This is a genomic window from Paenibacillus sp. GCM10027628, from assembly GCF_042676385.1.
In the GTDB taxonomy this organism is placed as follows: domain Bacteria; phylum Bacillota; class Bacilli; order Paenibacillales; family NBRC-103111; genus Paenibacillus_E.
In genome coordinates this window covers 584,056-597,415 of record NZ_JBHTHA010000002.1, presented here as the reverse complement: position 1 = coordinate 597,415, position 13,360 = coordinate 584,056, and the positions used below count along the sequence as shown (strand labels likewise).

Genomic DNA, 13,360 nt, shown 5'->3' with positions numbered 1-13,360 from the left:
TATAGTCCAGAAAGAAATCGTTTTCAACAAACTGCTTGTCATAGAAGCATGATCCATTGTGCTAAGAAACAATATTTCAAACTTATATTTACAATGTGAAATATTATTCATTATAATAGAGTTAAGAAAAGCAAAAGTACCAATCAAACCATAGAGGATGATTCCCATGCTAAAGGGTGGCTTAGTGAGCATAGAAGCGGCCATGGGCAGTTTAAAGCCAATGGAACGTAGAGCGGCGCAATATATTTTAGAGCATCCGGAAGAGGTAGTCAGCCTTTCCGTACAAAAGCTTGCGGAATACGCCGCTGTGAGCGAAGCGACGATCGTAAGGCTTTCACGCTCCCTTCACTGCAAGGGATTTCAAGAATTAAAACTGCGAATCGCCGGCGATTTAACGCAATCGTCGCTGCCTGCGGATTCCTATCAGGAGATCCGGACCGACGGCTCGATTGGGGAGCTTATCAAGTCGGTATCCCATAACAATATAGTTTCCATCCAAGATACGTTAACGGTACTCTCGCCGGAAAGCGTAGAGAAGGCGATATCGGCGCTGAGCAGTGCGAGAAAAGTCGGGCTGTTCGGCGTTGGAGCATCGGCCGTCATTGCGGAGGACTTTAAGCAAAAGCTGTCCCGCATTAACCGCTGGTGTGAAATCGGCACCGGATTTGACGCGCAAGCGACGATCGCAGCCAATCTGCTTCCCGGTGACGCCGTCTTTGGCATATCCTATGCGGGTCAGACGGAAGACATGATCCGTTCGCTTGAAATCGCCAAACAAAATGGCGCCGTCGTCATCACGCTCACCCGATTCGGATCAAATCCCGTATCGGATCTTGCGGATATCCAGCTGTTTATCAGCACCCTGGAGAAAAGCATTCGCAGCGGAGCGATGGCTTCCCGGATCGCCCAGTTGAACGTGATCGATATTTTATATGTCGGGATAGCCGGACGTCATTACGAAGAGAGTGTTCAATCATTGGAAAAGACGCGCCAGGCAGTTAAGGCAGGGAAGCGCAATGGATAAAGCGGATCGCTTGGTGGAAAGTTGGGTGTGTGACGGGGAGCTGCCTGGTGCTGTTCTGGAAATCACCTTATGTAACCGCTTTCGATTCGGTAAATCATATGGATCGTACTCGGATGGCGCCAAGGAATGTCCTGTCCGGCTGGATACATGGTTCGACATTGCCTCCCTTACGAAAGTAACCGCGACACTGCCGGCCATTCTGCTGCTAGCGGCTAAGGGGAAGCTATCGTTGGACCATTCCGTGCAGGACTATTTGCCTGCATTTCGATACCCGCAAGTCACATTGCGTCATCTGCTCATGCATGCCTCCGGTTTGCCTGCTGGGTTGTCTTTTGTTTCACGGCATGCACAGCGGCCAAATTTGCTTGATGAGATTATGGCGCAAGAGCTTGCCTACCCCCCGGGCGGGGATATGAAATATAGCGATCTCGGCATGATCCTGCTCGGGATCATCGTAGAGCGGGTTGCTGGCGAACCGCTGGATCGTTTCGCCAAGGATAACATTTTTGATCCGCTTGGCATGCGCAGCACGACGTTCAACCCCGGACCGGAGCTCCGGGATCGCATTGCCGCTACGGAACAAGTGGACGGAGCTTTCGTCATCGGCGAGGTTCACGACGAGAAGAGTTTCCACCTAGGCGGCGTGTCAGGTAGCGCCGGGTTATTCGCCACGGCGGAAGATCTCGCACGCTACGCGGATTGGTGGTTGCGGCCGGAAAGCTATGATATCTTGCCGCCTAACCTGATGAGGGAGGCAACGATGCATCAGGTTCGTGGCCGCGGGCTGGGCTGGGAAGTCAAGCACGATCCGGCAGTCGTGCCCAGCTGTGGAGAAAGCTGGCCGGTCGGCAGCTTCGGCCACACCGGTTTTACAGGCACGAGCCTATGGATCGAGCCGGCGCGGGGTCTTAGTGTTGTATTTCTCACCAATGCGGTTCATTTCGGACGCAATACCCGAATCCGCGAGTATCGGCCGATTTTGCATGAAGCGGTTTTGTCCTCATGTCCATCATGAGGTTAAACATAAAAGTGTAAAGATAAGGGAGGCTTTTTCTCAATGAAACGTGTATTCAGTGGGGCATTGGTCACGATGGTCGCTGCATCTTCCATGTTGGTCGCTTGCAGCAGCAATACCGCATCTCCTAGCGCAACTCCGGGAGGAGCAACGGCGGCGCCAACTGCAGCGCCGACGGCGGCTGCGCAGCAAAAAGTGAAGCTGACAATGGGCAGCTGGCGTACGGAGGATACGGACGCATATGCCAAAATCATTGCCGAGTTCAAGAAGAGCAATCCGAACATTGATATCGAGTTCAAGCCGACCAAAAATACGGAATATAATACGGCCTTGAACACAGCGCTGCAAAGCGGCAACGGCCCCGATATTATTCATCTTCGTCCTTATGCGGCAGGTGCGGTTTTGGCCGATGCGGGCTATCTGGAGCCGCTCACCGGCGTGAAGGGGATGGACGTTTTCGCCAAATCAACGCTGCTGGCCGCTACAGGCAAGGACGGCAAAGTATACGGCGTGCCGACTGTATTCAGTTCGACGCAAATATTTTACAACAAGAAAATCTTCCAAAAATATAATCTCGGTGAGCCTAAAACGTGGGATGAACTGCTCAAAACGGCCGATACGCTGAAGAAAAATAAAGTAACTCCGTTTGCTTTCGGTTCCAAGGAAGGTTGGATTCTTTCATTGACTCAAGGGACGCTGGCGCCTTCCCTCTACGGTACGGATTTTATCAATAAAATCCTTTCCGGCGATGCGAACTTCAAAAGTCCGGAATTCGTCAACTCCATCAAAATGATGAAAGATTTAACGCCATATTTCCCGGATAATTACATAGGGGTTGGCATGGATGATATGAGGAACATGTTTGTCACCGAGCAGGCGGGCATGATGGTCATGGGCGATTGGGAGTACGCGGTCATGAAGAAAACGAATCCGGATCTGCAAATGGACGTATTCCCGGTTCCGCCGATGAAAGCGGATGGCAAAGCAACGGTGACCACTTGGGTGGACGGTTCGTTTGCCGTGAATGCGAAATCCGCTCATAAAGCGGAAGCACTGAAATTTATGGAATTTTTAACGACGAAGGAATTCGGTGCGTTAGCCGTTAATGAACTGCAAAAGCCAAGCACGATCCCTGGTGTTGCGGCGAATGATCCGCTCGTGTCCAAGATCGCCAAGAATGCCGATTCTATTTCTACACCTTACGCAGCGGTCGTTTACTTCAGCGCCGGCAATCCGACAACGAAGGCTACTTTGGAAAACTCGATTCAAGGCATGTACTTGAACAAACTGACGCCGGAGCAGGTGGCCGAAGAAGTGCAGAAGAGCGCGGATACATGGTTTAAACCTAAGAAATAAAAGATGTTGAGATGAGGTGTGGGGGCATGAATAACTTGGCCAAATCATCCGGGTGGAAAAAGGGAGCGGTTCATCTGTTCCCGGTTCCTGCCCTCGCCGTTTATATTTTGTTCGTGATTTATCCGATCGTGGCGGCGTTCGGCTATAGTTTTTATGATTGGAAAGGTCTGGTCCGCGGCGACTTTATCGGCCTAGGCAACTTTGTGAGCCTGTTTACGAAGGAGCCGTTCAACCACTTATTTTGGAATGCGTTCGGTCATAATCTTTATTATTTCGTGATCGAAATGGCTGTGCAGAACGTGCTCGCCTTCGTTCTTGCTTATCTCGTGTACAGCAAGCTGAAAGGTTCCAGCTTTCTAAAAATGGCCTATTTTTTGCCGAGACTGCTTTCCGTCATCGTCGTAGGGTTTTTGTGGAAGCTTATGCTGAATCCGAACAACGGTGTGGTCAATGTGCTGCTCAAAAAGATCGGCCTCGTTTCATGGGCAAAGCCTTGGCTCGGGGATCCGGCTACAGCGCTCACCTCGATTACACTCGTTAACAGCTGGTTCGGCGTCGGCTTCTCGATGTTGATCTTCCTGGCCGGTCTTCAGTCGATTTCGACGGAAATCATTGAAGCGGCGCGGTTGGACGGGGTCAAAGGCTTCCGGTTGATCCGTTCCATCATCCTTCCGATGATGAGCCAATCGTTGATTATCGTAACGGTGTTTACGTTTATCCATGCTTTCGAAGCATTCGAACTCATTTACGCGATGGAAGGCTCGCAAGGGGAACCGTACAATGCCACCGACACGCTGGCCGTATTCTTCTATCGCATTGCGTTCGGTGGCTCGTCTGGCGGCGATTCGGTCGCATTGGGGCTTGGCTCGGCGTTGGCCGTCGTATTGTTCTTCATCATCGCAACGATATCAGCTTTATTCCTGTACTTCACCAGGAACCAATCGGCACAGCAATAAGATGAGAGGAGGCTGTCGATGAAAACCAACAAATCCGTTCGGGGGCTCCAGTACGCGGTGGCGTATTTGGGGGCGCTGGTCAGTTTGTATCCGATCTTTCTGATGCTGACCTCCTCATTAAAAACGAATATCCAAATTTTGAAAAATCCGTTGTCGCTTCCAATCTCCATGTCGTTTTCAGCTTATAACAAGCTAATTCATCAAATTCCGTTTGGAACGTATTTCTGGAACAGTCTCGTAGTGAGCGTCGTTTCGGTTGTTTTCATTTTGCTGTTTGCCGTCTTGGCGTCGTTTTACATAGCCAGATATCCGTTCAGATGGAACGGCGCACTTTTCTTCTTTTTCCTTCTAGGGATGATGATTCCGATCAAGCTCGGGATCGTGCCGCTGTTTCTTTTGATGAAGCACCTTGCCCTTTTGAACAGCATATGGTCGCTGGTTAGTGTGTATACGGCTATCGGCTTGCCCTTAGCGGTGCTCATTTTAACCGGATTCTTCCGGACACTGCCAAAGGAGCTGGAAGAAGCGGCGCGGATCGACGGAGCCTCGGATTTCGGCGTAATGTGGCACGTGCTGCTGCCGCTGATCCGTCCGGCGCTCGGGACTGTGATGATCATGAATTTTATAATGGCGTGGAACGATTTCTTCTTCCCACTCATTTTTATCCAGGACGATTTGAAGAAGACGATACCGGTCGGTATGCTGTCGCTCTTCGGGCAGTATTCTACGGATTTGAGCATGTTGTTCGCGGGGCTGACACTGGCTTCCGTACCGATGATCGTCATGTTTTTCCTGGCCTCAAAGCAGTTTATGGAAGGGATGACGGCGGGAGCTGTGAAATAGCACGGTGATTATCGATTCGAGTATACCGAATAGAGGAGCTTGATCAAGGGCATCTTAATGGCTAATGGAAATCATTAGCAGGAGGATGTCCCTTTGTATTATTTGTATACACATAACGATCTGGATGGAGTAGGCTGCGGGATTGTAGCCAGATTGGCTTTCGGAGAAAAGGTTGAAATCCGATATAACTCTGTCGGAGGATTGAATCTGCAAGTCAAACGCTTTTTGGAAAAACCAAGAAAAAAGAGCTTTCTGTTTATCACCGACTTATCCGTAGATGAAGCTAATGAACAAGGACTTAACGAATTTGCCAAATCAGGCGGACAAATAAAGCTGATCGATCATCATAAAACCTCGCTTCATTTGGGCAAATACCCTTGGGGGTTTGTTCAAGTCGCTTATGAAAATGGAAAACTCGCTTCCGCAACTTCTTTGTTTTATGATTATTTGGTCCAAAACGGATTGTTACAGCCGGCACAGGCTTTAGATGAATTTGTAGAATTCGTAAGACTATATGACACTTGGGAATGGGAACAGCATGGAACGTTGCAAGCTAAACGATTAAATGATCTCTTTTATCTGCTTTCCATCGAAGAATTTGAGGAAAAGATGGTGGCTCGCCTTCGGACAAGCGAGCACTTTTCGTTCGACGTTTTTGAAGAAAAATTATTGGACATGGAGGAAGAAAAAATCGAGCGCTATGTGCGGAGAAAAAAGCGGGAAATCGTCCAATCCCGCATCCATGATCATTATGTCGGCATTGTTCATGCTGAATCCTATCATTCCGAACTTGGCAACGATTTGGGCAAAGAAAACCCTCATCTGGACTACATCGCCATTATGAATATGGGCGGTAAAAGGATAAGCTTTCGAACGATTCACGATCATATCGATGTTTCGGAAATCGCGGGTCAATACGGGGGAGGGGGTCATGCGAAGGCTTCAGGGTGCTCCATGACGGAGGAGGCCTATCAACTGTATGTTGCAATGCCATTTCCGATGGAACCGATACGCGAGGACTCGAGTAAAAACGCTTTTAATCTGAAAAATTCCGTTTATGGGTCGCTTTATGCGAATCGGAATGAACAGCATCTGTTTATTTTTCCTTCAGGCAGCGCCTGGGAAATCGATGTGGACGGAGTGGAGTTAAATCGGCAATTTCCTGCGTTCGAAGAGGCGGAACGTTTTGTTAAAAGGGAGTATGCGGCCTGGTTAGTTCGAGATGAGACCTACGTCACTTTCCTGATGGAAAATATGGCGGCTCGAAAATCAAATACCATTGGTGCGCTTCGGCAGAGGTAAGGGATGAAATCCCTTGCCTCTTTCAGTTTTGTAGAAAAAAACAACATTTTTTCGGATGCTTTTCTATTTATTATAGAAATGAATAGGTTTAGAATATATAATTATGCAAACGCTTTATTCAATAACAACCTGACGAGAAACGAGGGGGCCGACATGAAGCTGTACCGTTGGGTGACCTCAAGCCTGCGGACGAAAATGCTGGTTATGTTTGTTATTTTGACCGCCATCCCGCTCATTATCGTCGGGATCATCAGCTATACCAAATCCTATAATACGGTTTCACAACATAGCATCGCAACGACGGAGCTTGTGGCCGAACATCTGAAGAATAACATTGATGTGCTATTTTCCGATAATCGCAAATTTCTTGATATCAGTAAAACGTCAAGCGTGCTGCGGTTTCTGCTCGTCCAGAACGAAACGTATGAAGAAGCCAAGGATATTTTGAAGACGTTCAGTTTATATAGGGACACGTACAGGTTCAGTAACGGGATCACGAACATCATGCTGTTTAACCCATACGGTAAAGGCATTAGCGAGAAAAGAGGGGTATTTCAAATGAACGAGGATCCCTTCAGGTACCGCGCTATCAAAAACCTCTTAAGTAATCCGGATGAGATTCTGATCCTGCCTCCCTCCGAAACGGATGGATTGAACAACCTGGACCGCGCGGTGCAGGACAGTCCATTCATGATCTCGATTGTTGCGACTGTGAAACAAGAAATTACAGACGAGGTTATCGGCTTTATGGTGATTAATCTGGACGCATCCGTCATTGAAGACTTTTGTAACAATACGAAAATGGGGGAAAGCGGTTTTTTTTATGTCGCCGATCAGTTAGGAGTGCCTATCATTGTTCCGGATAAGGAGAAATCGGCGGGACGTGCCGCAGGGTTAACGAAGCAAGAGCTCCTTACGCCATCTGGAAACGATATTCGCTATATGAACAATCGGGAGCAACTCGCCGTATATGCGACATCCGAATTGACCGGCTGGAAGATCGTGGGGGAGGTCCCGTTATCGGAAGTGGTTAAGGATGCGAAGCAGATTGAGACTCTAATTTTTGTCAGCGTCGTATCTACGATCGTTTTTACGATTACGTTGTACGCGTTTGTTTCATCCCGGCTGATTCGCCCGATCCGGTTCCTCAAAAATAAAATGCGTCAAGCCGCATCCGGGTATTTGGAGGCTAAGGTAGGCAGCGTGGGCTATGACGAGATCGCAGATTTAGGCATTAGTTTCAATACGATGCTCGATAAAATAAAAATTTTGATTGCGAATAGCATTAAAGAGCAGGAGCAAATGAAGATGGCGGAGTTGAGGACGCTTCAGGCTCAAATCAATCCGCATTTTTTATACAACACGCTCGACTCCATCATATGGCTTGCCGAAAGCAAAAAAAGCGAAGAGGTCATTAGCATCGTGAATGCGCTTGCTACCTTTTTTCGGATCAGCTTAAGCAAAGGCAAGGACTGTATTACGATCAAGGAAGAAATCGATCACATTTCGAATTATTTGACGATCCAGCAAATGCGGTACCGGGATATATTGGAATACGAGATTCATGTTCAAGAAGAGATATTAACCTACGATATACTGAAAATGACGCTGCAACCTTTGGTTGAAAATGCACTGTATCACGGCATCAAGAATAAGCGTGGCATGGGACGAATCCGCATTACCGGAGGTTACGGAAAGAGCGGGAATATCGAATTTCTGGTTACAGATAACGGAGCGGGAATACCGAAGGATAAGCAGGAGCAGCTCATCGCGATACTTCAGCAGGACAACCATCTGATGCAACCGCAGTCAGGCGGTTTTGGCATTATGAATGTGCACGGGCGGATTCGACTCTATTATGGGGAGCCCTACGGACTTAAGCTTGAAAGCGATCAGGGTGTTGGCACTACGGTCATCGTAAGCATACCGGCAAGGAGAGTGAACGATGAAAAAAGTGTTGTTGGTGGATGATGAAGTGCTTGTCAGAGAAGGAATTCGCGATCGGATTCAGTGGGAAAATGAAGGGTTTCTTTATACCGGGGATGCTCCTGACGGTGAACTGGCCTTGCCTCTCATAGAACGGCTGTCCCCGGATATTTTGATTACGGATATAAAAATGCCGTTTATGGACGGTTTGCAACTAAGCCGAATTGTCAAGGAGAAGATGCCGGGGATCAAAATCGTCATTCTCAGCGGGCACGATGAATTCAGCTATGCCCGGGAAGCTTTGCGAATCGGTGTGGAAGAATACTGCTTGAAGCCGATCAATGCAACGGAACTGCTTCACATTCTGAAAAAGGTCTCGGGCAAAATCGATCGGGACCGGCTTGAACTTGAGGAGAAGGCAATGCTTCGGCTGCAAGCGAAAGCGAATCTTGATTTGCTCAAGGATCAGTTTGTGAACGATCTCATCTTTGGTTCCATATCGACATCGGAAGCCATCCTAAAAGAGGAAGACTTAGGGCTTCCGATTATCGCCAAACATTATATGGTTATTGTGCTTGAGCTAGCACCCCAAGATGAAAGCCAATCGCTATTCCTCGAGCTCACTGGTGAATTCGGGGATCATTTGCACGTTAAACGCAATAAGAAAGAGCATGTTTGGATTTTGAAAGGCGATCGAGCTGAGGATCTGGAACAAAGAGCCCAGCAGCTGGCCCGTAAATTCAAGCACTTGGAGGATAAGCTGATCGGAGCCCTCTATGCGGGGATAGGGAGCGTTCAGGACCGCATACAGGAAATTGCAGTTTCTTTTGCGGAAGCGGAACAAAATAAAAGCTATCATCATTTTCTGAAAAACCGGCCGGCGATGTATACGGACACGAATGGAATAGGCGGTCATGACCGCAATAAGGTGACCAACTTCTTGAAGGTTGGGGATAGCTCGCAGATCGAGCGATTCGCGCGGGAATACATCCAAGAAGGCGGGGAGCTTGAGAGCACGCATAAATTTTTCCGCCACTATCTGATTTTTGACATGATTGCAGCTGCGACACAGTTTATCCATGAATCCGGTGGAGATGTAAAGTCTTTTTTGCAGCAGCTGGAATCGGTAGAGGAGGCCTTGCTAATTAGCAATAGTCTGGAGGAGCTGCGGACCTATGCCATTTCCATTCTTTCGCTTAGCTTTAAACACCGCGATCAAATTTCAAATAAATACGGGGAGCTTCTGAGCAAGGCCAAAGATTATATTGACCGGAATTATGATAATCCGGATATTTCGTTGAACGCAGTTGCTGCCTATGTAAACGTAAGTCCCAGCCATTTTAGCGGGATCTTCTCCCAGGCGGCGGGGCAAACCTTTATTGATTATTTGATTAAGACAAGAATAAATAAGGCGAAACAATTGTTGAAGACAACCAGCGCCAAGTCTTATGAAATCGCCGCCATGGTCGGCTATAACGATCCGCATTATTTTAATGCTGTTTTTAAGAAAGCCACGGGAGTTACGACAAAAGTCTTCCGTCAACAAGGTTAGTATAGAAGGAGACGACTGCGGTATGAGGTTCATTAGGCGAATTTGTCCTCTCCTATTCCTTTGCTGCATTTTGGCCGGTTTAGCAGCAGCCTGCGAAAGCGAGCAAGCGAGTCCAGAGCCACCGGTTTTTGAGAAAAAGCAAGCCGTTGAAAGAGCATTTAAATCGAAGCGCATTTTTGCCATTGTGTATGCTACATCTGATATTTTCTATAAAGCAGTTACGAAAACAGCGGAAGAAGCGTCTCAAAGGTTGGGGGGGCAACTCATCGTCAAGGCTCCGGATGAAGCAAACGTCGAGCAGCAAATCCGGATGATGGAGAATCTGATCAAGCAGCATGTGGATGGCATTGCGATCAGTCCGGTGGATGCCGATGCTTTGACGCCGTATATTAATAAGGCCGTACAAGCGGGAATCCGTGTTGTATGCTTTGACAATGACGCCCCCAAGAGTAAGAGGTTAGCCTATATTGGAATCGACAATTACGAAACCGGTCGTAAGCTGGCGGCGCAATTGGCGAACGATTTGGGCGGGCAGGGGATGGTGATTGCCGAGACGGGTCAATACGGATTCACCAGCATACAGCAACGAATGGCGGGGTTCAAGGATTATTTATCCAGACTGCCGGACATTCAACTGCTGGAAGATCGGACGAACGGGGATAATTTGGATCGAGCCATTACGAATCTAGAGACGATGATTGACGCCCATCCTCATTTTGATGCCTTCGTAGGCTTGGATACGCTGGCGGGGTCCGCTGCGATTCTTGTTTGGAAGGCGAAGGGGCTAAGCCAGATCGCAATAACAACGAATGACTTGCCTGACCTGCTCGACGGCGTCAAGAATGAACAGATTAGCGCGGTCCTGTCGCTTCAAGAGGGGGCATGGGGGGAACATATCATTAACACGCTGAACGATGCGGGTGAAGGCAAAGCCATTCAAGAGCTAAACCTGCTGGAACCGATATTGATTACGAAAGAGAATTTGGGCAGCTATCAAGGGAAGCAATAGGCTGCCTGCGAGCCCGCTGTACACGATAGGTCGGGGGGATATTGTTGTTTGCCAAAAGAACATTGATGCTGCTGCTTTGTCTCATGATGCTCAGCGGATGCGAATCCGGGACTGTGCCAAAGGAAACGGCGCATGTATCGGAAGGAAGCATACGCAAGGACACCCATCTTGCATTTGTTGCAGATGAGAAGGAGCGAACGATTAGATTGGGATTCTCGCAATTAGGTTCTGAGAGCCGGTGGAGAGAAGCCAACACGAGCTCCATTCAGAATGCCGCACGGCAAGCGGGGATTGAGCTTCTATTTTCGGATGCCCAGCAGAAGCAAGAAAACCAGATTCAGGCCATTCGCGATTTTATCGCAGACAAGGTGGATGTGATTGCCTTCTCGCCCGTTGTGGAATCGGGATGGGATGCGGTACTGCAGGAAGCAAAGGACGCCGGCATTCCTGTCATCGTTACGGACCGTTCCGTCGATGTGTCGGATACTTCTCTATATGTGACGCTGTTAGGTTCTAATTTCGTTGAGGAAGGACGTAAAGCGGCGAAGTACTTGCTCGATAAAATGAAAAATGTGAAAGGCCAAATTCATGTTGTGGAATTGCAAGGTACAACGAATTCTGCACCCGCATTGGATCGAAAAAAGGGATTTGAAGAGGTGATCAAGGAAAACGTCAATATGAAAATTGCCGCGTCGGAATCCGGCAATTTTACCCGCGAAGAAGGGAAGACGGCGATGCAGCATATACTAAAGCAGTATGGACGGGATATACAGGTGCTGTTCGCGCACAACGACGATATGGCCTTCGGCGCCATGGAAGCGATGGAGGAGGTTGGCCTAAAGCCTGGCAAGGATATCGTCATCGTCTCCGTAGATGGAGGCAAAGTAGCTTTTCAAGCGATGCTTGACGGCAAGCTGAATTGTACTGTCGAATGCAATCCGCTGCTCGGTCCTATGCTGATGCAGGCTGTAAAGGAGCTGATCTCGGGCAGGAATTTGCCTAAGCGGATTGTCGTCAGAGAAGGCGTATTCACCCAAGGAGTTGCCGCAAGAGAAATTGACAAGCGTAAATATTAAAGTGACGGAAGAGGGGGGAAATCCCCCTCTTTTTTTCTTTCGGTAGAGCCATGAGCGCGAAAGTGAAGTTAAGGGGGGGATGACGGAAGAAATTCAAATTAATGTATAAAAAAACAACATTTTTGAATATAGGCGAGAAAACAATCGGAAATTAGTCCAATTAATTCGCATTGAATTCTATTCATTCTGTAAAGTAAGCGCTTTAAAATTAAGTTACACCAGAAAAGTGGTGAACAAAAAGGAGGGTTAACCCAATGAAAAAAGTATGGAAATCCAGCGCATTCCTGCTGGTTGCGGCAACGATGTTTTTGACAAGCGCCTGCGGCGGCAGCTCCCCGGCTTCAACCTCCGGGACAGCATCCCCGGCAGCGACCAAAGCAGCTGAGGCAGCCAAGCCGGCAGATAAAAAGATTGTACTCGGCTTCGCGCAGGTAGGTGCGGAAAGCGGCTGGCGTACAGCCAATACGAAATCGATTCAGGATTCGGCGAAAGAAGCCGGCATCGATTTGAAATTTTCGGATGCGCAACAAAAGCAGGAAAACCAAATCAAAGCGATCCGCAGCTATATTGCGCAAAAGGTCGATGTTATCGCCTTCTCGCCGGTCGTTGAATCTGGTTGGGATACCGTCTTGAAGGAAGCGAAAGATGCGGGCATTCCGGTCGTATTAACAGATCGTGCGGTCGATTCCAAAGATACTTCGCTGTACAAAACGTTCCTCGGCTCCGACTTTGTCGAAGAAGGACGCAATGCCGGTAAATGGCTGCTTAATAAAGTGAAGGACCAAAAAGGCCCTATCAACATCGTCGAGCTGCAAGGAACAACGGGTTCGGCACCGGCAATCGACCGTAAAAAAGGCTTCGAAGAAATCATCAAAGACAATCCAAACCTGAAAATCGTGAAATCGCAAACCGGCGACTTTACGCGCGCCAAAGGGAAAGAGGTTATGGAAGCGTTCATCAAATCCGCTAAAGCAGAGAACACCAAAATGGACGTTCTATATGCACACAACGATGACATGGCTCTTGGTGCCATTCAAGCCCTTGAAGAAGCGGGAATCAAACCGGGTAAAGATATTCTTGTGATCTCTCTGGACGGCACGAAGGACGCATTCACAGCAATGAAAGACGGCAAAATCAACGTGATCGTTGAATGTAATCCGCTTATGGGACCTCAAGTGATGCAAATCGTGAAAGACGTCGTCGCGGGAAAAGAAGTTCCGAAGCGCATCTTGACCAAAGAAGGCGTATTCCCTCAAGAAACAGCGGAGAAAGAACTGCCTAACCGTCAATATTGATTGATA

General features: G+C 48.3%; 11 protein-coding genes. All 11 read left to right on the top strand.

Annotated features, from left to right (window positions below; genetic code table 11):
- Positions 1-166 precede the first annotated feature (166 nt).
- The 11 genes from ACFQZT_RS03840 to ACFQZT_RS03790 all read left to right on the top strand — a co-directional run bounded on the left by ACFQZT_RS03840 (position 167) and on the right by ACFQZT_RS03790 (position 13,354).
- Positions 167-1,024 (top strand): MurR/RpiR family transcriptional regulator, encoded by an 858-nt coding sequence (locus ACFQZT_RS03840; RefSeq protein ID WP_460871512.1) that lies wholly within the window; start codon positions 167-169, stop codon positions 1,022-1,024.
- Positions 1,017-2,039 (top strand): serine hydrolase domain-containing protein, encoded by a 1,023-nt coding sequence (locus ACFQZT_RS03835; RefSeq protein WP_379296703.1) that lies wholly within the window; start codon positions 1,017-1,019, stop codon positions 2,037-2,039. The genes ACFQZT_RS03840 and ACFQZT_RS03835 overlap by 8 nt, the downstream gene beginning before the upstream one ends.
- 42 nt (positions 2,040-2,081) lie before the next feature.
- Entirely contained in the window at positions 2,082-3,395 is a 1,314-nt protein-coding gene (locus ACFQZT_RS03830) for an ABC transporter substrate-binding protein (protein ID WP_379296701.1), read from the top strand.
- 26 nt (positions 3,396-3,421) lie between these two features.
- A complete protein-coding gene (locus ACFQZT_RS03825; protein ID WP_379296699.1) occupies positions 3,422-4,351 on the top strand; it encodes a carbohydrate ABC transporter permease in 930 nt (309 codons plus the stop codon).
- Positions 4,352-4,369: 18 nt separating this feature from the next.
- A complete protein-coding gene (locus tag ACFQZT_RS03820; protein ID WP_379296697.1) occupies positions 4,370-5,194 on the top strand; it encodes a carbohydrate ABC transporter permease in 825 nt (274 codons plus the stop codon).
- A 93-nt stretch (positions 5,195-5,287) separates the two neighbouring features.
- Positions 5,288-6,496 (top strand): DHH family phosphoesterase, encoded by a 1,209-nt coding sequence (locus tag ACFQZT_RS03815; RefSeq protein WP_379296695.1) that lies wholly within the window; start codon positions 5,288-5,290, stop codon positions 6,494-6,496.
- A gap of 153 nt (positions 6,497-6,649) precedes the next feature.
- Positions 6,650-8,467, top strand: a complete 1,818-nt coding sequence (locus ACFQZT_RS03810) for a cache domain-containing sensor histidine kinase (RefSeq protein WP_379296693.1) — start codon at positions 6,650-6,652, stop codon at positions 8,465-8,467.
- On the top strand, positions 8,442-9,974 hold the full coding sequence (locus tag ACFQZT_RS03805) for a response regulator (protein ID WP_379296691.1): 1,533 nt from the start codon (positions 8,442-8,444) through the stop codon (positions 9,972-9,974). Before ACFQZT_RS03810 ends, ACFQZT_RS03805 begins: the two co-directional genes overlap by 26 nt.
- Before the next feature lie 22 nt (positions 9,975-9,996).
- Positions 9,997-10,983 carry a sugar ABC transporter substrate-binding protein gene (locus ACFQZT_RS03800; RefSeq protein ID WP_379296689.1) on the top strand — a complete coding sequence of 329 codons (987 nt, stop codon included), beginning with the start codon at positions 9,997-9,999 and terminating at the stop codon, positions 10,981-10,983.
- Positions 10,984-11,027: 44 nt separating this feature from the next.
- Positions 11,028-12,059, top strand: a complete 1,032-nt coding sequence (locus tag ACFQZT_RS03795; RefSeq protein WP_379296687.1) for an ABC transporter substrate-binding protein — start codon at positions 11,028-11,030, stop codon at positions 12,057-12,059.
- Between the two features lie 254 nt (positions 12,060-12,313).
- Entirely contained in the window at positions 12,314-13,354 is a 1,041-nt protein-coding gene (locus ACFQZT_RS03790) for an ABC transporter substrate-binding protein (protein ID WP_379296685.1), read from the top strand.
- The last annotated feature ends 6 nt before the right edge of the window (positions 13,355-13,360 follow it).